Genomic DNA, 21906 nt, shown 5'->3' with positions numbered 1-21906 from the left:
CCCAACCCCTACCCAGGCACCGCCAGCGTCACGATCGAAACCCCCGGCGTCATCGGCACGCGCCCGACCAGATGCCGCTCCAGCCGGAAGATCCGCTCGAACAGCGCGTTGAGCGGCTTGGCGGGCGGCGAGTCATCGCTGTCGTCGCGGCCCGACAGCCGTCCGGCGATCCGCGCCGCCGCCGCCAGCGGGAACAGCAGCGAGTTGAAATAGCCGAGCTTGTCGGGCTTCAGCCCCGCCGCCGCGATCGCGGTCTTCAGCGTCGCCTTCGAATAGCGCCGGTGGTGATGGTTGACCGTGTCGTGCGCGCTCCACAGCCACTGGTGCGCCGGCACCGCGATCAGGATCTTGCCGCCGGGCGCGAGGCACTGCGCCATCGCCTTCAGCGCCGCGACGTCGTCCGCGATATGCTCGACCACGTCGAGCACCGCGATCAGGTCGTAATGCCCGCGCGGCACCCCCGGCAGCTCGGGGAGCGGCGCCGCCCCGACCGGCTTGCCAAGCCTGGCGCTCGCGATCTCGCGCGCCGCCGGATCGATCTCGATCGCGTCGATCTCGCCGAACCCCGCGAGCATGGGCAGGTTGTGCCCCGTCCCGCAGCCGATCTCGAGGATCTTCGCCTGCGCGGGCAAACCGCCATAGCGCGTCAGATAATCCGCGAGGATGTCGCGGCGCGCGCGGTACCACCAGTGCGTGGAATCATGCGCGGCCATCCGGTCGTAAACGATGCGGTCCATCAGCAATCGGCCATAATCAAGAGAATACCCAGAAGCGGTTGAGCACGAACGTCACGATCGCCGCAAGGAACACCGCAGGGATCAGCGGCACCCAAGGGTGCAGATGGAGGAACGCGGTCCCCACCCAGGTGATCAGCGCGTTGAGCGCGAGCCCCGTCCCCTGCACCAGCACGAACTTGACGTGTTTCGCCCCGCCCGGCTCGGCGGCATGCCCCTTGAAGCTCCACCGGCTGTGCAGGAAATAGCCCGCGGTCACCGCCACCGCAAAGGCGAACGGCACCGCCGCGACCGCCTGCTGCTGCGGAAACACGAACTTGGTCAGCGGCAGATAGACGAGCGAATAGATCACGCTCGACAGCCCGCCCGCAATCCCGAAGCGGAGGAGCTGGCCGAGCACGCCGCTCGCCCGCATCTGGTCCATCTGTCGCCTGATCGCCTGCATGCCCGCCTTGTTCTTTGTACGCGCGTCGATACAGCGGCGCTCACGATAGCCCCGCGCATTAGTCCGCGCGCGGTCAGGAGGAAAGCGTTTTGGATCAGCCCCAACAGTCCCCACGGCAGCGGTGGCTCGACCTGCTCGACCGGCACTGGATCGCGCTGACGCTGATCGCTTGGGTGGGGGTCGCGGCGTGGTCGGTGTTCGACCGCTGGGGGCAGGTCCGCTGGCTGTCCCTCGGCGACACCGACGACAACATGCGCCTGATGCAGGTCCGCGCATGGCTCGGCGGTCAGGGCTGGTACGATCTGCGCCAGTACCGGCTCAACCCGCCCGTCGGGTTCGACATCCACTGGAGCCGGATCGTCGACCTGCCGATCGCCGGGCTGATCCTGTTCTTCCGCCTGTTCACGAGCAACAGCTGGGCCGAGCGGCTCGCCTGCGGGATCGCGCCGCTGCTGCCGCTGTCGATCGCGATGCTCGGGATCGGCGCGACGGTGCGGCGGCTGGTCCATCCCTATGCCTGGCCGCTGTCGATCGTCTTCCTCGTCGGCGCGACCGCGACGATGCTGATGTACATGCCCGAACGCATCGATCATCACGGCTGGCAGCTCGCGATGCTCAGCCTCACGCTCGCCGGGCTCTGCGATCCGCAGGCGCGGCGCGGCGGCGCGCTCGTCGGGATCGCGAGCGCGGTGTCGCTCTCGATCGGGCTCGAGCTTCTCCCCTATGCCGCGATGGCGGGCGCGATCATCGGGCTGCGCTGGGTGTGGGACCGTGCCGAGGCGCCGCGGCTCGCGGTCTATGCGCTGACCTTGGGCGGCGGCAGCACGCTGGGGTTCGCGCTGTTCGCCTCGAACGCGAACCAGGCGATGCGCTGCGACGCGCTGACGCCCGTCTGGCTCAGCGTGATGATCGCGGCGGGGATGCTCCTCTTCCTACTCGCCCGCTTCGGCCCTGCATCACGCGGCGCCCGGCTCGCACTCGCGGTCGCGGCGGGCGCGGCGATCGTCATCGGCTTCGCGCTGATGTTCCCGCAATGCCTCGCCCGGCCCGAGGGCGTCTCGCCCGAGCTCCAGCGCAACTGGCTCGACAATGTCCGCGAGGCGAAGCCGATCTACAAGCATAGCTGGCGCACCGGCGTCGCGCTCGCGACGCTGCCGATCATCGGGCTGATCGGCGCGCTCGTCGCGGCGTGGCGCGCGCGGCGCGAGCGGCGCGCGATCGGCTGGGTCGCGGTCGCGCTGTTCACGAGCTTCGCCGCGGCGATGCTGCTGTGGCAGGTCCGCGCGGGGCCCGCGGCGCAGCTGCTCGCGGTGCCCGGCATCGTCGCGCTTGCCTGGTTCGTGCTGCCCTGGCTGCTCGGCCACCGCTCGGTCTTCGTCCGCGTCTTCGGGACGGTCGGCGCGATGGTGATCATCTCGGGGTTCTTCGTCGGGATCGCGCTTAAATACGTCCCCGTCGGCCGCCCCAAGGCGTATGAGAAGCGCGTCAACATGGCGACGGGCAACTGCCTGCGCACGACGGTGCTGCTCGCGCTCAACAAATACCCCGCGCAGACGGTCTTTACCTTCGTCGACATGGGCCCGCGGCTGATCACGATCACGCACCATGATGCGATCGCCGGCCCCTATCACCGCAACGGCGCGGCGATCCTCGACGTCCAGCACGCCTTCGGCCGCAGCCCCGACGCGGCGCACGCGATCATCAAGCGCCACGGCGCGACCTTGCTGCTGCTCTGCCCCAACGCGGCGGAATCGACCAACTACAAGGCGCGCAGCCCCAACGGCTTCTACGCCCGGATGGCAAAGAACGAGGTCCCGGCCTGGCTCACCCCGCTCCCCCTCCCCCGCAACTCCCCGCTGCGGCTGTTCAAGGTCGACTGACACACCCGTCATCCTGACGAACGTCAGGACCCAGAGCCAGGCAGCACCACCGCCCGTAACCCTGGGTCCCGGGTCAAGCCCAGAATGACGAAGGAGAGGCAGCCACCCCTCCCCCCGTCATCCTGACGAAAGTCAGGATCCAGAGCCAAACAGCACCCCCGCCCGCAACCCTGGATCCTGGGTCAAGCCCAGGATGACGAAGGAGGGGCAGCCACCCCCTCCCCGTCATCCTGACGAAAGTCAGGATCCAGAGCCAAACAGCACCACCGCTCGTAACCCTGGATCCTGGGTCAAGCCCAGGATGACGAAGGAGGGCGGACACACCACCCCCTCCCCCGTCATCCTGACGTTCGTCAGAATGACGGCAATCGGCGCACCACGGACGCCTGCCCCCCCTAGCGCATCACCGCCGAAACCCCGTCGAGCACGAACTGCACCGCCAGCGCCGCGAGCAGCACGCCGAGCAGCCGCGTGATCACCGCCTCGATCTTCGCCCCCAGGATCCGCATGATCGGCCCCGCCGCGAGCAGCGCGGCCAGCGTCAGCAGCAGGATCGTGACCATCGCGCCCAGCACGACGAGGCTGCGCTCGAGCCCGCTGTTGCGGCTCATCAACAGCATCACCGACGCGATCGACCCCGGCCCCGCGATCATCGGCATCGCCATCGGGAAGATCGAGACGTCCTCCGCCTCGGGGTCGCTCGCGACCTTGGCGGCGCGGTCCTCGCGGCGTTCGGTGCGCTTCTCGAACACCATCTCGAGCGCGATCAGGAACAGCATGATCCCGCCCGCGATCCGGAAGCTCGCCAGGCTGATCCCCAGGCCTTTGAGCAACGCCTCGCCGAACAGCGCGAACACGAACAGGATCGCCGCCGACACGCCGACCGCGCGGATCGCCATCGCGCGCTTCTGCGCCGCGGACGCGCTCGCCGACAGCCCGGCATAGATCGGCGCGCAGCCGGGCGGATCGATGACGACGAAGAACGTGATCAGCGACGAGACGAACAGCTCGATCACAGCGCAGCCTCGTCGATGGCAATGCCTTCGCGGCGGCCTGCGGACACCAAGGTGTTGCGGAGCAGGCACGCGATCGTCATCGGCCCGACGCCCCCCGGCACCGGCGTGATCGCGCCCGCGACCGCGACCGCGCTCGCAAAGTCGACATCGCCGACCAGCCCCGTCTCGGTCCGGTTGATACCGACGTCGATCACCGTCGCGCCGGGCTTCAGCCAGTCGCCCTTGATCATCTGCGGGATGCCGACCGCCGCGACGACGATATCGGCGCGGCGGACATGCGCGGGCACGTCCTTCGTCCGGCTGTGCACGACGCTCACGGTGCAGCTCTCGCGCAGCAACAGCTGCGCCATCGGCTTGCCGACGATGTTCGACCGCCCGACGACGACCGCCTCGAGCCCGCTCAGGCTTGGCAGCACGCTTTTCAGCAGCAGCACGCAGCCGAACGGCGTGCACGGCACGAACCCCGGCAGCCCGGTCGCGAGCCGCCCCGCGTTGATCGGATGGAAGCCGTCGACGTCCTTGTCGGGATCGATCGCCGCGATCACCGCCTGCTCGTCGATATGCCTGGGCAACGGCAGCTGCACGAGGATGCCGTCGATCGCGCGATCCGCGTTCAGCGCCGCGACGAGTGCCAGCAGCTGCTCGGCGGGCACGTCGGCGGGCAGCCGGTGCTCGATGCTCTCCATCCCCGCCTCGCGCGTCGCCTTGCCCTTCGAGCGGACATAGACGCTGGACGCGGGATCCTCGCCGACCAGCACCACGGCGAGCCCGGGCGCACGCCCCGCCTCGGCCCGAAAGGCGGTGACGCCGTCTGCGATACGGGCCCTGAGGCCGGCGGCGAAGGCCTTGCCGTCGATGATGGTCGCGCTCATGCCCGCGGTCCTTAAAGACCGGCGGCGATTTCCGCCAGCGCGGGCGTGTCGCCGGCGACATGCAGGCGCTTGAGCCGCGCGGTCTCGCCCGCGACGATCCGCACCGCGCGTTTGGGCACGCCGAACCGCCGGGCGACCAGCGCGATCAGCGCGGCATTCGCGGCGCCGTCGACGGGCGCCGCCGCGAGCCTTGCGGCAAGATGCTCGGGCGTCCCCGCCGTCAGCGCGTCCCGCCCGCCGCGCGGCGTCACGCGGACCGCGATCGCCAGGCCGCCGTCGACGACGCGCCAGGCGGCGGGTTCGCTCACAGCGTCGGAGCGAGCAGGCTCTGCGCGATGTTGGGAACGACGATGTTCTGCAGGATGTACAGGATCAGCAGCACGACGAGCGGCGACAGGTCGAGCGCGCCGAAATCGGGCAGGATCCGCCGGATCGGCCGGTACATCGGCTCGGTGATCCGCTGCAGCGCGTTCCACACCGACCGGACGAAATCGCTGTGCGTGTTGATGACGTTGAACGCGATCAGCCACGACAGGATCGCCTGGATGACGATCACCCACCAGACGAGGTTGAGCAGCAACTGGACGATCTGAAGAAGGGCGAGCAAGGCAAGGGTCTCCGCTGGTGTACCCCTGATATAAGGCAGCCGAACGACAACGAGAACCCCGCACCGCAAACACCCCGCCCGTCATCCTGACGAACGTCAGGACCCAGAGCCAGGCAGCGCCACCCCCGTAACCCTGGGTCCCGGATCAACCCCGGGATGACGAAAGAAGAGCCCCCCCTGCCCCAACCCCGTCATCCTGACGAAAGTCAGGATCCAGAGCCAAGCAGCGTCACCCCCCCGTAACCCTGGATCCTGGGTCAGGCCCAGGATGACGAAAGAAGAGCACCCCCCTGCCCCAACCCCGTCATCCTGACGAAAGTCAGGATCCAGAGCCAAGCAGCATCACCCCCGTAACCCTGGATCCTGGGTCAAGCCCAGGATGACGAAAGAAGAGCACCCCCCTGCCCCAACCCCGTCATCCTGACGAAAGTCAGGATCCAGGGTTACGGGCGGCGTCCCTCATGGCTCTGGATCCTGACTTTCGTCAGGATGACGGAAGAAGGACTCCTACCGCGCGCCGCCCTTCGCGCTCACCAGCGTGCCTGCGCCCTGTTTCGTGAAGATCTCGAGCAGCATCGCGTGCGGGACGCGCCCGTCGATGATCACCGCTGCGTCGACCCCCGACCCGACCGCGGCGACGCACGTCTCGAGTTTCGGGATCATCCCGCCCGTGATCGTCCCGTCGGCGCGCAGCTCGGCGATCTTCGCCGGATCCAGATCGGTCAGCAGCTCGCCCTGCTTGTCGAGCACGCCGACCACGTCGGTCAGCAGGAAGAACCGCGCCGCGCCCATCGCCGCGGCGATCGCGCCCGCCATCGTGTCGGCGTTGATGTTGTACGTATGCCCGTCCGCACCGATCCCGATCGGCGCGATCACCGGGATGATGTCCGCCTTGATCAGCGTGTCGAGGATCGTCCGGTCGACCGCGATCGGCTCGCCGACGAACCCCAGGTCGACATGCCGCTCGATCCCCTGCAGCTTGTCGGGCTCGCGCGCGTGGCCGACCTTCTGCGCGAGGACGAGCCCGGCGTCCTTCCCCGAGATCCCGACCGCGCGGCCGCCCGCCTGGCCGATCCAGCCGACGATTTCCTTGTTGATCGAACCCGCCAGCACCATTTCGGCGATCTGCGCGGTCTCCGCATCGGTCACGCGCAGCCCGTCGACGAACCGCGATTCGACCCCGAGCCGCTTCAGCATCGCGCCGATCTGCGGCCCGCCGCCATGGACCACGACCGGGTTGATCCCGACCGCCTTCAGCAGCACCATGTCCTCGGCGAAATCGCGCTGCAGCTCGGGATCGCCCATCGCGTGCCCGCCATATTTCACGACGAAGGTCTTGCCGGCATAACGCTGCAGATAGGGCAGCGCCTCGGTCAGCGTCTCGGCCTTGGCGAGCAGGGCGGGATCGGGCGTATGATCGGTCATCGCGCCCCCTTAGCCAGTGTGGCGAATGAACGAAAGCCGCACTGCCCCCTTCCGCGTCAGACCCGGTCGAGCCGCCGCCCCAGACCCACGAAGAACGTGATCATGAACGGCACCAGCACGATCGACAGCACGACCTTGGTCAGCATCTGCCCCTCCATCAGCGCGAGGATCGGGCGTTCGCCGAGGAACGAGATCGTGATGAACAGGATCGTGTCGATTACCTGCGACACGATGCTCGCGATCATCCCGCGCAGCCACACCAGCTTGCCCGCGCCGCTCCCGACCTGCCCCGACAGCTTGGCGAAGATCAGCACGTTGAGCGTCTGCGAGATGCCGTAGGAGATCAGCCCCGCGATCATCATCCGCGAACTCTGCCCGACGACGATGGGGAACGCCTCGATCGCGGGCGGGTACATCCCCGGATCGTGCGGCAGCGCGAGCACGAGGTGGATCAGCGCCGCCGACACCAGCAAGGGGATGAACCCCAGCCGCACGAGGAACGTCGCGGTCTTCTGCCCGTGCAGCTCCGAGATCGCGCTGCTCAGCACGACGAGCAGCAGGAACCCGAAGATCCCCGCCTCGACCGCGAGCGGCCCGAGCGCGACCTGCTTCACCCCCAGCACGCCGGCGATGCACACCATGCCGCCGTAAAGGACCGAGAAGACGAAGAGCGAGCGCGGAAAGGCGGGCGCCGGATTGGGGGGGATAGTCATCGCGCGGGACGCTAGCGAAAACACGCGCGGCGTCAAACACCTCGCCTCAATTCGCAGGCCTCTCAATTCACTGGCCCCCGCAATTCACTGGCGACGACCATCCTCCCGTGTCATGTCGCTCGCTTGCGCTGCCGGGGGGCCGCGTGTGACATTCGAAAAGAGCGCAAGGGCGTCCATGGAAAGATTAGTCATCGGCCTTGCCGGCATCGCCGTCATCCTCGGCATCGCCGTGCTGCTCTCGAGCGACCGCCGCGCGATCCGGCTGCGGATCGTCGGCGCCGCGTTCGCGCTCCAGGCGGGCATCGCGATCCTCGTGCTCTATTCGAGCTTCGGCAAGGTCGTGCTCGGCAGCATGTCGGGCGGCGTCGCCAACCTGCTCGGCTATTCGCAGAAGGGCACCGAATTCCTGTTCGGCAAGATGGCGACCCCCGAGATCGGCGGCCAGAGCTTCGCGATCGCCGCGCTCCCCGTCATCATCTTCTTCGCCAGCCTCGTCTCGATCCTCTATTATCTCGGCATCATGCAGTTCGTGGTGCGCTGGGTCGGCGGCGGCATCGAGAAGGTGATCGGCGTGTCGAAGGTCGAATCGCTCTGCGCGGCGGCGAACATCTTCGTCGGCCAGAGCGAATCGCCGCTCGTCATCCGCCCCTATCTCGCCGGCCTCACCCCCGCGCAGCTCTTCACCGTGATGACCAGCGGGATGGCGGGCGTCGCGGGCACGATCCTCGCGGCCTATGCCTCGATGGGGATCCGCATCGACTATCTGCTCGCCGCCAGCTTCATGGCCGCGCCCGGCGGGATCCTGATGGCGAAGATCATCATGCCCGACCGCGTCACGCCGCCCGAGGGCGAGCTCGCGCTCGGCGACCTGCCCGGCGAATCGTCCGCGGGCGAGCCCATGCCGCAGGCGACGCATGACGAGGAAAAGCCCGCCAATCTGATCATGGCGGCCGCGCAGGGCGCACAGACCGGCGTCCGCCTCGCGGTCGCGGTCGGCGCGATGGTGCTGGCGTTCGTCGCGCTGGTCGCGCTCGCCAACGGCCTGCTCGGCGGGCTCGGCAACATGATCGGGCTGCCGGGGCTCAGCTTCCAGGGTCTGCTCGGCTATGTCTTCGCGCCGATCATGTTCCTGCTGAACGTGCCGTGGAGCGAGGCGGGGATCGCGGGCGGGCTGTTCGGGCAGAAGATCGTGCTGAACGAATTCGTCGCCTATATCTCGCTCGGCACGCAGACGGGTCTCAGCCCGCGGACGATCGCGGTGATCACCTTCTCGCTGTGCGGCTTCGCCAATTTCTCGTCGATCGCGATCCAGATGGCGGTGACGGGCAGCCTCGCCCCCAACCAGCGCCCGATGATCGCCAAACTCGGCCTCCGCGCCCTCGCCGCCGGCAGCCTAGCGAACCTCATGTCCGCCGCGCTGGCCGGCCTCCTGATCAGCTAAAAACCCCCGTCATCCTGACGAAAGTCAGGACCCAGAGCCAAACAGCGCCACGCACCGTAACCCTGGATCCCGGGTCAAGCCCAGGATGACGGCGAGCGCCAAACCCCTCTCCCCCCGGGGGAGAGGGAGGGGCCCACGCAAAGCGTGGGAGGGTGAGGGCACGTGAGGCCCCACCCCACCCGTCATCCTGACGAAGGTCAGGACCCAGAGCCAAGCAGCGCCACGCGCTGTAACCCCGGGTCCCGGGTCAAGCCCGGGATGACGGCGAGGAGCGGGCACCCCCACCCCACCCGTCATCCTGACGAAAGTCAGGATCCAGAGCCAAGCAGCGCCACGCGCCGTAACCCTGGATCCTGGGTCAAGCCCAGGATGACGGCGAGGGGCGGACACACCCTCACCCCCGTCACCCCGCCAGCGCAGCGCGCGTTACGGCAGCATCACCGTGTCGATCACGTGGATCATGCCGTTCGACTGGCGCACATTGGCGATCGTGATCCGCCCCTTGTGCCCCTTGCCGTCCATGATCCCCCAGCCGCTGCCCGACTTCGCGAACATCAGCGGCTCGCCCTGCACCGTCGTGTAGCTGGCCGTCCCGCCATCCGCCTTCGCCTTGGCCGCGATGTCGGCCGCGGTGATCGTCCCCGGCACGACGTGATAGGTCAGCACGCCCGCCAGCTGCGCCTTGTTCTCGGGCTTGAGCAGCGTGTCGACGGTCCCCGCGGGCAGCTTCTTGAACGCGGCATTGGTCGGCGCGAAGACCGTGAACGGCCCCGGCCCCGACAGCGTCTCGACCAGGTCGGCGGCCTTGACTGCGGCGACCAGCGTCGTGTGATCCTTCGAGTTGATCGCATTGTCGACGATCGTCTTGGTCGGGTACATCGCGGCGCCGCCGACCATCGGGTTGGTCTGCGCGGCGACGAGCGCGGTGCCGCCGACGGCGATAGCGGCGGCAACGATCGTCGTACGGAACATGGGGGTCATGGCACATCTCTCCTGATCGGCGCCGATGATCCGGCTGCCGCGGCGAAGATACGGCCACCCGGACCGCAACGATGCACGCGCTTCCTTACATTGGGTTGCGCAATGTTTCCCAGGCGGCAATTTCTTCGTCATGCCGCTGCGTGATCACCAGGTCGCGCGCGCCCGGCTCGTCCGACTCGAGATCGACCGTCACCGACCCGCTCCATTCGACCGTCGCATTCCCCGACAGCGTCACCATGCCGTCCGCGCCCGCCTCGGCGCGCACCAGCCCGCCCTTGTTGAACACCGTCGTCGGCGTGTCGTACGCGATCCGTCCGGTCAGGCATGCGGCATAGGTCGACGCCGCCATCGCGCTGCCGCAACTGTCGGTCAGCCCGACGCCGCGCTCATGCGTCCGGACGAACAGGTCGGTCCCGCGCACCTCGACAAAGCTTACATTGGCGCGGTTGGGCAGCCAGTCGGGCGCCGCCTCGCACGCCTCGCCGACGCGGACGAGTTCGGCATCGTCGACCGACTCGACGAACGCGACCAGATGCGGGTTGGGCATCGCCACCGCGGTGAACGCGCGCGGCGACGGCAGCCCGGCGAGTGGCGTCTCGACGATCTCCTCCGCATCCACGAGCATCGGCCACGCGGCAACGTCGAGCGACGCGGGGCCGGCGGTCTCGCGCACCGTGAACACGCCCGGCGCGATGTCGCGGTCGCGCGCGACGACCGCCTCGCTCGTCTTGAGCCGCGCGGTCGCATGCGCGAGCCCGGTCGCGGCAAAGCCCGCGCGCGCGACGCAGCGCAGCCCGTTGAGGCACGTCTCCGATTCGCTCCCGTCCGAATTGAACATCCGCATCCCGAACGCGCGTGCGCCGTCATCGTCGCCAGCGGTCAGCAGCAGCAGCCCGTCGCCGCCGACCGGCCCCGCGCGATCCGCGAGCGCGCGCGCGACGCGCGCCCAGTCCGCATCGCCCAGCGACAGCGCACGCGCGTCGATCAGCGGGAAATCGTTGCCGGAGCCGTGACATTTGATCAGATCGAAGCGCATGCCGCGCCCTTAACCGCGTCGCTCCGCAAAGGCGAGCCGCGCCCCCCATCCCCGCCCTCATAATGCCCGCCTTCATAATGCATCGCCAGCCGGTCGAGCGCGAGCGTCAGCACGACGCGCCCCGCGCGCGCGGGCCAGGACAGCGCCCGTTCCGCCGCGGGCAGCCCCTCGCCCGCGCACACCACGCGCCACAAGATGTCCGCAAGCCCCGGCCCCGCCGCCGCGATCGCCGCATCGAACCGCCGCTTCGCCGCGATCTGCGCGCTGGTCGGGTCGAGCGCGTCCTGCCCGCCGCCATCGACGCGCGGCGTCCAGCGCATCGTCACGCTCGGCGCGATCGACGCGGTCTCGTACGCCGCGCGCAACCGCTCGCCCGCCGCATAGTGCCGCGCGTCGATCAGCCCGCGCGACCGCAGCCAGGTCAGCGGCGACTCCGCCCGGTTGACCGTGACGCTCCGCCCGCCCCGCGCGACACCTTCGCTCTGCACCTCCCGCTCGACCACCCTGTCAGCGTCCCGCTCACCTTCCCTGTCAGGCTCCCGCCGCATGCCCTGCCCGTCGATCGCGACCTCGATCAGCTCCTGCATGCGCCGCCCCTTTCCATTTGCCGAATATGGTTTTCTTTGCCATATTCGATCAGAAAATGCAAGCGAAACTAACCTGTTTGGTTTGTAGAAGCGACGGAGCCTGTCGATGATCACTGCTATCCGTGCCGTCCGCCGTGCCAAGGGGCTGACGCTCGACGATGTCGCAAGGCGTTGCGATCCCCCGACAACCGCGCAGACGATCGGCCGGCTCGAGACGGGGACGCGGACCGTTTCGGTCGGCTGGCTCAACCGGATCGCCGCCGCGCTCGACGTCGCCACGGTCGATCTCGTCACGATGCCCGAACGCGCCGATCTGCCCGTGGTCGCGATCCTGGATTCGACGGGAATACAGGCGCCTACGCGTCCCAACCTCGCTACGCCGCCACAGGCTGCGCCGGGTCAGGTCGCGCTGACCGTCGCGGCCGGGATCGGCGATTATCGTGCGGGCGACGTACTCTGGTGCACCACGCTCGCGCCCGCCGAGTTCGACACCGCGCTCTACCGCGACGTGCTCGTCCCGCGCCCCGCAGGCCGCTTCGCCTTTGGCCGGCTCGTTGCGATAACCGACGGCAGCGCCACGATTATTCCGCCCGGCCACGGCACCGAACCGCAGACGATCGACCGCCCCGTCTGGATCGCGCGCGCGGTCCGCCTGATCCGCGAACTCTGATTCCTCGCGGCCGATTCGTCCGTTGACGCCCCCCCGCCCCCGGCCCATCGCTGGCGCATGATCCGCTCGCTCCTCCTCGCGCTCGGCCAGCTTGGCGACCCGCCGATCCTGCGCGTGTTCGCCAAGTCCATGGCCTTGACCTTGCTGATTTTTGTGGTCGTCGGGATCGGCGTGTGGTGGGGGACGCAGGCGATGCTGGCGACCTGGCTGGGCGCGCAGTCCGCCGACATGAGTTCTGGAATCGCCGCGCTTTTTGCGCTGTTCGTCACCGCGCTCGCGCTCTGGCTCGTGTTCCGCGTCGTCGCGATCGCGGTGGTCGGCATCTTCGCCGACGACGTCGTCGCGGCGGTCGAGGCGCGGCATTATCCCGCCGCGCTGGCGACCGCCCGCCCCGTCCCGTTCGCGCGTGGCGTCGCGATGGGGCTGCGCTCCGCGCTCCGCGTCGTGCTGGTCAATCTCGTCATGCTCCCCGTCTATGTCGCTCTGCTCGTTACCGGAATCGGCACCGCCGCGGCGTTCTTCGTCGTCAATGGCTGGCTGCTCGGGCGCGATCTTGGCGACATGGTCGCGGCCCGTCACATGGATGCCGGGGCGATGCGGGGCTGGCGTGCGACGACGCGCTTGCGCCGGTTCGTGCTGGGTCTTGCGAATACCGGGCTGTTCGTGGTTCCCGTGCTCAATATCGCGGCCCCGGTCCTGGGTGCCGCGATGGCGACGCACGACTATCACGCAAACCGCGGCACACGCCGCGTCGGGGGACAGGATCAATGACGGCATCGGCAAAACTGGCGGTCGGTCTCGCGCTCGGGCTGGGGCTTGCCGCGTGCGCCGCACCGGTCGCCAAGCCCGTCGTGGGCCGCACCGTCATTCCCTATACAAGCGTGGGTTTGGAACGGGTTGTGGGTCAGGACGCCGCCGGATTGACGCGGCTGTTCGGCGAACCCGATGCCGATGTCCGTGAGGGCACCGTGCGCAAATTGCAGTTCCAGAGCGGCATCTGCGTGCTCGACGCCTATCTCTACCCGAGCGGGTCGGGCGAGCCCAAGGTCACCTATCTCGATGCCCGCGAACCCGATGGCAGCACGATCGACCGCGCCAGCTGCGTCGCCGCGCTCACGCGTCGCGACGGCGGCCGCTAACGGATCTCGGGCGCGGGCACGGGCGCCGGATCCGCCGGCACCGTCTGTTCGACAGGCGCCGGTTCGGTCGCACCCGACGACGGCACCGCCGCAGACGGGGCGGCGGTCGGGGCGACGGTCGGAGCGGTGAGCGGCACGGCGAGCGGTACGGGGGGTGGCGCTCCGACGGGGGTCGGATCCACCGTCCCGTCGCTGTTCGGCGTCAACCGCCGCGTCGCGGGCAGCGCATCCTCGCAGAACGGCGCAGGCGCGGGTGGACGGCGGTGGAGATGGTCGATCTCCGCCTGACGCCGGTGCAAATAAAAGGCGCGCGACGAGGCATAGGGATCGGACGCGTCGTCATGCAGGCATTTCAGCGTCTCGTCGAAATCCGCGCGGTGATCGAGCGCGCCCAGCACCCCCGCCGGCGCGGTATAGCTCGTATCGGTGAACGGCGAACCGACCGCCGCCGGCAACAGCAGCCGGTCGAGCGTCCCCCCGACCAGATCGCGCACCGTGGTCGGCCCGACCAGCGGCAGGAACAGGAACGGACCGTTCTTGACGCCGTGATAGCCCAGCGTGTTGGCAAAGCCGTTCGACCGGCGCGGCAGGCGGAACGGACGCTTCTTGGCGACGTCCAGCACACCCCCGATACCCGCGGTCGTGTTGACCAGGAACCGCCCGACCGTCTCCGCCGCCTTGCCCGGCTTGAACTGGAGCAGGAAGTTCACGAACACGATCGGCTCGCGCAGATTGTACAGGAAATTGTGGATTCCCCGGCGGATGGGGCTTGGCACCTTGCGTTGATAGACGCGCGCGACTGGCCCGACCACGGCCTTGTCGACCGCCTGCGTCGCGCCGAACGCCTGCGCATTGACCGACCGCAGCGGGTCACCGGGATCGCGCTTGCGCCCCACCACGACGATGTCGCTCGCGGCATTGGGCGCTCCCGCCCTGCCGGATGTCTGCCGCGGCTTCGTCGCAACGGGCGGCACTGCGCCGGTCGGCCGCGTCTGGTCCTGGGCCGGCGTGATCGTGGACGCAGGCGTGGGCGTGGGCGTAGTCGTGGTCGCGGGCATTTCGACCGGCGTGGTCACCTGCGTCATCGGTAGGGCGTCCGCAACCGATCCCGACAAGGCGGCAATCATCGTTGCGGTCGTAAATGCCAACATCAGAACTCGTCGCCTTCCCGGTCGCCGATGCCCAGGCACCGACGCTATGCCTGCATCGGTGTGGCGATTGTCCGCTCAACGCAAGCGGCGAATGGCGTCGGCGCGATCTTGTGCAGAAGAATCGCGCGCCACACCGGCCGGCCTACTGGCGGTCCCATTCCGCCCGAACATCCTCGTCCGGCTCGACGGCCATGCGCGCCGCGCGCTCGGTTCCCCAGACCGGGCGATCGAGCATCCGCAGCGCCCAGACCGCGGCGCCGCGAACGACCGCGTGCGGGTCGTCGAGCAGTGCCGTGACCACCCCGATCAACGCGGCCTCGCCGCTGTTTCCAGCCGCGATCAAGGCGTTGCGCGTCATCTTGACGCGACCGATGCGCTTGATCGGCGATCCCGCAAAGACCTGTCGAAACCCGGCATCGTCGAGCGACAGCAGGTCGGCAAGGCTGGGCGCGACGAGTTCCGCGCGGGGTGCGAAGGCCAGGTTCGCACTGGCCGACGCCGCGAACTTGTTCCACGGACAGACCGCAAGGCAATCGTCGCAACCATAGATGCGGTTGCCGATCGCGCGCCGGAATTCGTGCGGGATCGCACCCGAATGCTCGATCGTCAGATACGAGATACACCGCCGCGCATCGAGCCTGTAGGGCGCCGGGAACGCGTCGGTCGGGCACGCGCGCTGGCACGCATCGCAGCTGCCGCAGCTATCCGTACCGGCGCGATCGGGCACGAGGTCGAGCGTCGTGTAGATCGCCCCGAGGAACAGCCAGCTGCCCTCGGTACGGCTGACCAGATTGGTATGCTTGCCCTGCCACCCGAGCCCCGCGGCTTCCGACAGGGGTTTTTCCATGACGGGCGCCGTATCGACGAACACCTTCAGGTCGAAATCGCCGCGCTCCTGCCCTGCATCGACCGCGAGCCAGCGACCGAGCGCCTTGAGCTGACGCTTGATGACATCGTGATAATCCGGCCCCTGCGCATAGACCGAGATACGGCCGATTCCGCCCTCGTCAGCCAGGCGGAGCGGGTCGTCCTTCGGCGCATAGCTCATCCCCAGCGCGATCACGCTGCGCACTTCGGGCCAGAGCCCGGCCGGACTTTCGCGGTGGTGCTTGCGCTCCTCCATCCAGATCATGTCGCCGTGCTGTCCCTCGGCGAGCCATTGGTGAAGGCGCTCGCCTGCACGCGGCGCGGCATCCGCCCGCGCGATCCCGCAGGCCGCGAAACCCAGCTCGGTGGCCTTCGCCTTCAGACGTGCTTCAAGTTCCAATCGGTCCGGTCCAATGACTTGTATTGGTGGAGTGCTCGCCGCTACCACAGGCCACGGGTTTGAAGGAAGTTGCGCGTGGACGAGAAGTGGGCGGTCAGCGCGAGCGGACTGGTAAAGATGTTTGGGGATCGGCGCGTCGTCGACGGGGTCGACATCGCCGTGCCGACGGGGTCGATATACGGCGTGCTCGGGCCCAATGGGGCAGGAAAAACCACCACGCTGCGCATGCTGCTCGGCATCATCGAACCCGATTTTGGCCACCGCTCGCTGCTCGGCCAAGACCGCCCGCGCGATGCAAGCGACCGCGTCGGCTATCTGCCCGAGGAACGCGGTCTCTACCCGGCGATGAAGGCGCGCGAGGCGATCGCCTTCATGGGGGCGCTGCGTGGCCTCGACTGGAAGACCGGACGCGCCCGCGCCGTGACGTTGATGGAGGGCGCAGGCCTCGGCCATGCCGTCGACGAGAAGATTCGCAAACTCTCCAAGGGGATGGCGCAACTCGTCCAGCTGCTGGGGTCGGTCGTGCACCAGCCCGATCTGCTGGTGCTCGACGAGCCGTTTTCCGGGCTGGACCCGGTCAACCAGGAACGACTCGAGAAGCTCATCCTCGTCGAGCGCGACCGGGGCGCGACGATCCTGTTTTCGACGCATATCATGAGCCACGCGGAGCGGCTGTGCGACCGGTTGGCGATCATCGCGGGGGGCAAGCGCCGGTTCGAGGGCACCGTCGACGACGCGCGCGGGATGCTGCCGCAACGCGTCCGCTATACACCGCACCGCCCGGATCCGGCGATCCGCGGCATATTGCCCGGCGACGCGGTCGCAGACGGTCCGGTGGGTGCAGGGGGCTGGAGCTTCCAGCTTCCCGGCGAAGGGATCGAAGCGCTGCTCGTCCGGCTGATCGACGCCGGGTACGGCATCTCCGGCCTGTCGATCGAGAGACCCGGGTTACACGAGGCATTCGTCCGCATCGTCGGCGAGCAGGACGTCCAGCCATGAGCCCCTTCCGCCGCATGCTTCGCCAGACGATGACGATCGCCCGCCGCGATTTCATCGCCACGGTCTTCACCCCGATCTTCCTCCTCTTCCTCTTCGCCCCCGTCATCATGGGCTCGTTCGGCGCGATCGGCGGCCTTGGTGCCGCCAGTGTCAGCGATGGCGCGCAGGACAAGGCGCGTATCATCGCGATCGTTCCCGCCGGAACCGCGCCGGTCATTCAGCGCGGCGACGCCCGGCTTCGCGCTATGTTCCGCCGCGACGAGACACCGCCCGCGCTCATGACGGTCACCCCAGGGCGCGATCCGGCTGCCCAGGCGCGGGCTGCATTCGACGCCAAAAACATCGATGCCGCAGCCGTGCTTTATGGCCCGCTGGACGAGCCGCAGATCCTGTACGGGTCGCGTGGTGTCCGCGCGGCCGACTATCTCGCGACACTCGCGCAGGTGACGCGGGCGACGGAACGACTTGGCGGGACGCTGCCAGCCAGCAACCCGACCAAGATCCGGATGACGCGCACGGGGACCTCGATCGGTGGTCAGCACCAGTCGGCCTTCTTCGCGGTGTTCGGGATCTTCTTCCTGACGCTGTTCCTCTCCGGCCAGGTCGTCGGCACGATGGCCGAGGAGCGCAACAACAAGGTTATCGAGGTGCTTGCGGCCGCGGTCCCGCTCGAATCGGTCTTCTTCGGCAAACTGATCGGCATGTTCGGTGTTGCAGTATTGTTCGTCGCCTTCTGGGGCACCGTAGTGGGGCAGATCACGTCGCTGCTTCCAGCGGGTGCGGCGGCGGCGATCGGGGACCTTACCCCGGCCGTTGGCGGCCCTGCGTTCATGCTGCTGTTCGCCGCCTATTTCTCGATGGCCTATCTGCTGCTCGGATCAGTATTCCTCGGCGTCGGTGCACAGGCCTCGACGATGCGCGAGATTCAGATGCTCTCGTTGCCGATCACGATCCTCCAGGTCGGGATGTTCGGCCTGTCGTCGGCAGCCGTTTCGCGTCCGGACAGCTGGCTTGCCACCTTTGCCGAAATCTTCCCCCTGTCATCGCCCTTCGCGATGGCGGGCCATGCCGCCAATTCACCCGAGCTGTGGCCGCATTTCGCAGCGCTGGCATGGCAGGCCTTGTGGGTGACGATCTTCATTGCGGTCGGCGCGCGGCTGTTCCGGCGCGGCGTGCTGCAATCGGGCAGCGCACGCCCGTTCTGGCGCAGGCGACGCAAGGCCGACTGATCCAACGCTGTTGACAGGAATGTCAGCAGGCGATCTCCTGCGGCAAACGCTAGGAGAGCAACGATGGCCTCGATTCCGCAGGATACCGTGCAGGCACCCCCGCGCGTCTATCCGATCGATCCTCTCGATGTCAGCCGCGCCGAACTGTACCGCGACGACGTGTGGCAGGCGCCCTTTCGAACGCTGCGCACGTCCGCGCCGGTCCATCACGTGCCGCGGTCGGGCTATGGCGCATATTGGTCGGTCTCGACCTACAAGGGCATCGTCGAGGTCGAGTCGCTGCCCGAGATCTATTCGTCGGAATCCGGCGGCATCACGCTCGCCGATTTCGACGAGAACCGCGACGTCCGCATGCCGATGTTCATCGCGCGCGATCGCCCCGTGCACACCAGCCAGCGTCGTACGGTGGCACCCGCCTTCACCCCCAGCGAGATGGCACGGATGGCCGCCGATATACGTCGGCGAACCGCGGATATTCTCGAAAGTCTGCCCTGGAATACGCCGTTCGACTGGGTCGATACGGTTTCGGTCGAACTGACGACGCAGATGCTTGCGATCCTGTTTGATTTCCCTTGGGACGATCGGCGGAAATTGACGCTCTGGTCCGACTGGGCAGGTGATATCGAACTTGTCCGGGACGAGACGACGCGCAAGCAACGCCTCGCGCATATGTTTGAGTGCGGCGCCTATTTTCAGAATCTGTGGAATGCGAAGATCGGCAAGGATCCGACCCCGGACTTGATCTCCATGATGATCCACTCGGATGCCATGGCGCATATGGAGCATCACGAATTCATCGGGAACCTGATCCTGCTGATCGTTGGCGGCAATGATACGACGCGCAATTCGATGTCGGCATTGGCGTACGGCCTCGACAGATTTCCCGATGCCCGCGCGATGCTCGAGGCGGATCCAGGCCTTATTCCAAACGCCGTGAGCGAGATTCTGCGCTGGCAGACGCCGCTCGCGCATATGCGCCGGACCGCAACCCGTGACACGGAATTGATGGGCCAGTCGATCAAGGCGGGGGACAAGCTGGCGCTGTGGTATTTGTCGGCCAATCGCGACGAGACCGTCTTTGGCGACGATGCCGACTCCATTCGGGTCGATCGCCCGAATGCCCGCCGCCATCTGGCGTTCGGGCACGGGATCCACCGCTGCGTCGGCGCAAGGCTCGCGGAAATGCAGATCGCGATCCTTCTCGAGGAAATGGCGAACCGGCGGATGCGCGTCAACGTGATTGCCGAGCCGGAGCGGGTCGCCGCCTGCTTTGTCCACGGTTACCGTAGCTTACCCGTCGAGATCAGCCGATATTGATCGACACATCCTGTTGCCGGGCGAGATCGTACTTACATCATGACCATGACGCAGACATCTTCAGATCGCCGCACGTTTCTGACAATCGCAGGCGCCGGTACAGCCGGCTTCGCACTCTGGGGTTGCAGCGCACAGCCCGCCGAAGCCGCCGAGCGATTCGAAGTTCAGCTGACCGATGCTGAGTGGCGCAAGCGGCTCTCGCCGGACGCCTATGATGTGCTGCGCAAGGAGGGGACCGAGCGGCCCTATTCGAGCGCGCTGAACGGCGAACATCGTGCCGGGATCTTCCGGTGCGGCGGCTGTGCGCTGCCGGCGTTTTCGTCGAAGACCAAGTTCGAGAGCGGCACCGGATGGCCGAGCTTCTGGCAGCCCCTACCCAATGCCGTCCGAAACCGTGTGGATCGCACGCTCGGCATGGCGCGGACCGAGGTGCATTGCCGCCGGTGCGGCGGTCATCTGGGCCATGTGTTCGATGACGGGCCCAAGCCAACGGGCAAGCGCTATTGCATGAACGGTGACGCGATGACCTTCAAACCGGCATAGACGACGCGCATTGCGTCACGTCTCAGAAGCGCGAGTCGACCAGCGTGAAGATGTGGCGCGGATCGCTGAAGCCGCCGCGTGATGCGCTCGAGGCCGCTGCGGATACGACGTTGGCGCGCGCAGTGGCGGATGTGGAGGTGTCGATCGATGCCATCTGCATTGCCGGCTGGGTCTCGGTATCGAGAGCGGGTGCACGGCCCGAATAGATAAAGCCCTTGGTTGGATAGGCCGAGGTGCCGAGATCGCCCTGCGGGCCATACCAGACCTTGACCATGCTCCAGTCGCCCGCGCTCGAAACGTCGATCGCGCGGACATTGGTCTCGATCGCACCGCGACGCGACCAGTTGGCGTGGGTGAGGAGGACTTCGCGGTCGCTGACGACCTTCGAAACCATCGCGACATGGCCCACGCGCATGCGCGACGTCGGCGAGAAGGCGAGGACCGAACCGGCCTTCGGGGTATGGCCGCGCTCGTAGCGACCCTCGGCTTGGCTCCACCAGGTGTTCGCGTTGCCGCGGATCTCGATGCCGGACGCCGAGCGCGCAAAGGTCACGCACTGCCAGAACTGTGCTGCTGCCGGTGTGGCCGTCATCAGGCCGCACGATACCACCAGCGCAAAACGCGCTGCTAACGCCTTGAAATTCATCGAGACCCCCCGGTCAAAACCCGTTCGTCACAGTCTGGCTACGGGAGCCGCGATTTAATTGAAAGTCGCCGCGGAACCATATCCGACGAAGCGTGTTGCCGCGCCGACGAGTTCCTTTTTGCGACAGCGACACTGGCGTTCTGTACCGGCGGTTGCGGCTTCTGACGCACCACTGCCTCTCGTCTGGCGCCGCGCGCCGCAACGGCACGGATCTGAAGCGGGCGGGGCAGGACACGGCCAGTTTCCGATATTTCCGACCGGAGTATGGAAGCGCGACCCGTCAATCAGACGCTATTTGAAAATCGGGTTTGCGGCAGGCGGCGGGCGGCGATACCAGTCGAAAAACACTGGAGGATGCCGCATGGATACGACCACCCTGTTTCGCCTGGACGGCCGCGTCGCGCTGATAACCGGCGGCAGTCGCGGAATCGGCAAGATGATCGCGGCGGGCTTCATCGCGCAGGGGGCAAAGGTCTATATCTCGTCGCGCAAGGCCGATGCCTGCGAGGCAGCCGCGGCGGAGCTCGGCCCCAACTGCATTGCGTTGCCCCAGGACGTATCCACGGTCGCCGGCTGCAAGGCGCTCGCGGCGCAGTTCGCCGAGCATGAGGGCCAGCTCGACATCCTCGTCAACAATGCGGGCGCGGCCTGGGGCGTGCCGTTCGAGGAGTTTTCGGAAGTCGGCTGGGACAAGGTCATGGACCTCAACGTCAAGTCGCCCTTCTTCCTGACGCAGGCGCTGCACGCGGCACTCAAGGCGTCGGGCTCGCGCGACCGGCCGGCCAAGGTCATCAACATCACCTCGATCGACGGCCAGCGGCTCAACCCGTGGGAAACGTACAGCTATCACGCGTCGAAATCGGCACTGATCTATCTGACCAAGCGCATGGCCGCGCGGCTCGTGACCGACTCGATCAACGTCACCTCGATCGCCCCCGGCGCGTTCGCCAGCGACATGAACAAGGCGGCCCGCGATCACGGCGACGCGGTCGCGCAAGGGATTCCCGCCAAGCGGGTCGGAGTCGACGAGGACATGGCCGGCGCCGCGATCTACCTCGCGAGCCGCGCCGGCGATTACGTGATTGGCGAAACGATCACCGTCGACGGCGGCCTCGTCCACGCCTCGCTAGGCACCAGCATCGACGCCTGAGCATAACCCCTCTCCCCCCGGGGGAGAGGGAGGGGCCCGCCGCGAAGCGGTGGGAGGG

The 21906-nt window shown here is 67.6% G+C and carries 24 protein-coding genes; 10 read left to right on the top strand and 14 right to left on the bottom strand.

Going from position 1 to position 21906, the window contains the following annotated elements:
- Positions 1 to 8: 8 nt before the first annotated feature.
- Positions 9 to 737, bottom strand: a complete 729-nt coding sequence (locus AC0CH3_RS11435) for a class I SAM-dependent methyltransferase (RefSeq protein ID WP_056017727.1) — start codon at positions 735 to 737, stop codon at positions 9 to 11.
- Positions 738 to 753: 16 nt separating this feature from the next.
- Positions 754 to 1179 carry a GtrA family protein gene (locus tag AC0CH3_RS11430; RefSeq protein WP_354301056.1) on the bottom strand — a complete coding sequence of 142 codons (426 nt, stop codon included), beginning with the start codon at positions 1177 to 1179 and terminating at the stop codon, positions 754 to 756.
- An 89-nt stretch (positions 1180 to 1268) separates the two neighbouring features.
- On the opposite strand from AC0CH3_RS11430, the gene AC0CH3_RS11425 reads away from it, so the two are divergent.
- On the top strand, positions 1269 to 3059 hold the full coding sequence (locus tag AC0CH3_RS11425; RefSeq protein ID WP_354301054.1) for an AcrB/AcrD/AcrF family protein: 1791 nt from the start codon (positions 1269 to 1271) through the stop codon (positions 3057 to 3059).
- A 395-nt stretch (positions 3060 to 3454) separates the two neighbouring features.
- On the opposite strand, the gene AC0CH3_RS11420 is transcribed toward AC0CH3_RS11425, so the two are convergent.
- The 6 genes from AC0CH3_RS11420 to AC0CH3_RS11395 all read right to left on the bottom strand — a co-directional run bounded on the left by AC0CH3_RS11420 (position 3455) and on the right by AC0CH3_RS11395 (position 7686).
- Positions 3455 to 4075: a MarC family protein gene (locus AC0CH3_RS11420; RefSeq protein WP_056017732.1), complete on the bottom strand. Its 621-nt coding sequence runs from the start codon at positions 4073 to 4075 to the stop codon at positions 3455 to 3457.
- Complete coding sequence (gene folD / locus AC0CH3_RS11415) at positions 4072 to 4947, bottom strand: bifunctional methylenetetrahydrofolate dehydrogenase/methenyltetrahydrofolate cyclohydrolase FolD (protein ID WP_354301052.1); 876 nt, start codon at positions 4945 to 4947, stop codon at positions 4072 to 4074. The genes AC0CH3_RS11420 and folD overlap by 4 nt, the downstream gene beginning before the upstream one ends.
- 11 nt (positions 4948 to 4958) lie before the next feature.
- Positions 4959 to 5255, bottom strand: coding sequence for a DUF167 domain-containing protein (locus AC0CH3_RS11410; protein WP_354301050.1), 297 nt, complete (start codon positions 5253 to 5255; stop codon positions 4959 to 4961).
- A complete protein-coding gene (locus AC0CH3_RS11405; protein ID WP_056017741.1) occupies positions 5252 to 5554 on the bottom strand; it encodes a YggT family protein in 303 nt (100 codons plus the stop codon). The genes AC0CH3_RS11410 and AC0CH3_RS11405 overlap by 4 nt, the downstream gene beginning before the upstream one ends.
- A gap of 507 nt (positions 5555 to 6061) precedes the next feature.
- A complete protein-coding gene (gene argB / locus AC0CH3_RS11400; RefSeq protein ID WP_354301048.1) occupies positions 6062 to 6979 on the bottom strand; it encodes an acetylglutamate kinase in 918 nt (305 codons plus the stop codon).
- Positions 6980 to 7035: 56 nt separating this feature from the next.
- Positions 7036 to 7686, bottom strand: a complete 651-nt coding sequence (locus AC0CH3_RS11395) for a queuosine precursor transporter (protein ID WP_457325171.1) — start codon at positions 7684 to 7686, stop codon at positions 7036 to 7038.
- Positions 7687 to 7867: 181 nt separating this feature from the next.
- On the opposite strand from AC0CH3_RS11395, the gene AC0CH3_RS11390 reads away from it, so the two are divergent.
- Entirely contained in the window at positions 7868 to 9133 is a 1266-nt protein-coding gene (locus AC0CH3_RS11390; protein WP_056017751.1) for a NupC/NupG family nucleoside CNT transporter, read from the top strand.
- Between the two features lie 426 nt (positions 9134 to 9559).
- Here the strand turns inward: AC0CH3_RS11390 and AC0CH3_RS11385 are convergent, their stop codons facing one another.
- From AC0CH3_RS11385 to AC0CH3_RS11375, 3 genes are all read right to left on the bottom strand, one after another.
- Entirely contained in the window at positions 9560 to 10114 is a 555-nt protein-coding gene (locus AC0CH3_RS11385) for a fasciclin domain-containing protein (RefSeq protein WP_056017754.1), read from the bottom strand.
- An 85-nt stretch (positions 10115 to 10199) separates the two neighbouring features.
- Positions 10200 to 11150, bottom strand: coding sequence for a diaminopimelate epimerase (dapF, locus tag AC0CH3_RS11380; RefSeq protein WP_354301044.1), 951 nt, complete (start codon positions 11148 to 11150; stop codon positions 10200 to 10202).
- On the bottom strand, positions 11135 to 11698 hold the full coding sequence (locus AC0CH3_RS11375) for a DUF6456 domain-containing protein (RefSeq protein WP_354301301.1): 564 nt from the start codon (positions 11696 to 11698) through the stop codon (positions 11135 to 11137). Before AC0CH3_RS11375 ends, dapF begins: the two co-directional genes overlap by 16 nt.
- A gap of 145 nt (positions 11699 to 11843) precedes the next feature.
- Here AC0CH3_RS11375 and AC0CH3_RS11370 point away from each other — a divergent pair, with 145 nt between their 5' ends.
- Genes AC0CH3_RS11370 through AC0CH3_RS11360 form a run of 3 tightly spaced genes read left to right on the top strand, consistent with a single transcriptional unit; the run spans position 11844 to position 13546 of the window.
- Positions 11844 to 12407, top strand: coding sequence for a helix-turn-helix domain-containing protein (locus tag AC0CH3_RS11370; RefSeq protein WP_056019065.1), 564 nt, complete (start codon positions 11844 to 11846; stop codon positions 12405 to 12407).
- 57 nt (positions 12408 to 12464) lie between these two features.
- On the top strand, positions 12465 to 13178 hold the full coding sequence (locus AC0CH3_RS11365; protein WP_354301040.1) for an EI24 domain-containing protein: 714 nt from the start codon (positions 12465 to 12467) through the stop codon (positions 13176 to 13178).
- A complete protein-coding gene (locus AC0CH3_RS11360; protein ID WP_056017763.1) occupies positions 13175 to 13546 on the top strand; it encodes a hypothetical protein in 372 nt (123 codons plus the stop codon). Before AC0CH3_RS11365 ends, AC0CH3_RS11360 begins: the two co-directional genes overlap by 4 nt.
- Here the strand turns inward: AC0CH3_RS11360 and AC0CH3_RS11355 are convergent.
- Positions 13543 to 14697 carry an MlaA family lipoprotein gene (locus AC0CH3_RS11355; protein ID WP_354301037.1) on the bottom strand — a complete coding sequence of 385 codons (1155 nt, stop codon included), beginning with the start codon at positions 14695 to 14697 and terminating at the stop codon, positions 13543 to 13545. The two genes, AC0CH3_RS11360 and AC0CH3_RS11355, sit on opposite strands and share 4 nt — an antisense overlap.
- Positions 14698 to 14839: 142 nt before the next feature.
- On the bottom strand, positions 14840 to 15964 hold the full coding sequence (gene queG, locus AC0CH3_RS11350) for a tRNA epoxyqueuosine(34) reductase QueG (protein WP_457325012.1): 1125 nt from the start codon (positions 15962 to 15964) through the stop codon (positions 14840 to 14842).
- A 117-nt stretch (positions 15965 to 16081) separates the two neighbouring features.
- On the opposite strand from queG, the gene AC0CH3_RS11345 reads away from it, so the two are divergent.
- The 4 genes from AC0CH3_RS11345 (at position 16082) to msrB (ending at position 20052) form a co-directional block, all read left to right on the top strand.
- Positions 16082 to 16963 (top strand): ABC transporter ATP-binding protein, encoded by an 882-nt coding sequence (locus AC0CH3_RS11345; RefSeq protein WP_354301297.1) that lies wholly within the window; start codon positions 16082 to 16084, stop codon positions 16961 to 16963.
- The gene (locus tag AC0CH3_RS11340) at positions 16960 to 18192 is read left to right on the top strand and encodes an ABC transporter permease (RefSeq protein WP_465237900.1); all 1233 of its coding nucleotides are present in this window, start codon (positions 16960 to 16962) and stop codon (positions 18190 to 18192) included. The genes AC0CH3_RS11345 and AC0CH3_RS11340 overlap by 4 nt, the downstream gene beginning before the upstream one ends.
- A gap of 63 nt (positions 18193 to 18255) precedes the next feature.
- On the top strand, positions 18256 to 19509 hold the full coding sequence (locus tag AC0CH3_RS11335) for a cytochrome P450 (protein ID WP_354301033.1): 1254 nt from the start codon (positions 18256 to 18258) through the stop codon (positions 19507 to 19509).
- Between the two features lie 45 nt (positions 19510 to 19554).
- A complete protein-coding gene (msrB, locus tag AC0CH3_RS11330) occupies positions 19555 to 20052 on the top strand; it encodes a peptide-methionine (R)-S-oxide reductase MsrB (RefSeq protein ID WP_354301295.1) in 498 nt (165 codons plus the stop codon).
- A gap of 22 nt (positions 20053 to 20074) precedes the next feature.
- Here the strand turns inward: msrB and AC0CH3_RS11325 are convergent, their stop codons facing one another.
- On the bottom strand, positions 20075 to 20698 hold the full coding sequence (locus AC0CH3_RS11325; protein ID WP_354301031.1) for a CHAP domain-containing protein: 624 nt from the start codon (positions 20696 to 20698) through the stop codon (positions 20075 to 20077).
- Between the two features lie 361 nt (positions 20699 to 21059).
- Here AC0CH3_RS11325 and AC0CH3_RS11320 point away from each other — a divergent pair, with 361 nt between their 5' ends.
- Positions 21060 to 21848, top strand: coding sequence for an SDR family oxidoreductase (locus tag AC0CH3_RS11320; RefSeq protein ID WP_354301029.1), 789 nt, complete (start codon positions 21060 to 21062; stop codon positions 21846 to 21848).
- The last annotated feature ends 58 nt before the right edge of the window (positions 21849 to 21906 follow it).

The sequence above is a fragment of the Sphingomonas sp. AC449 genome, assembly GCF_979253475.1.
This window is presented reverse-complemented; position numbering and strand designations above follow the sequence as displayed.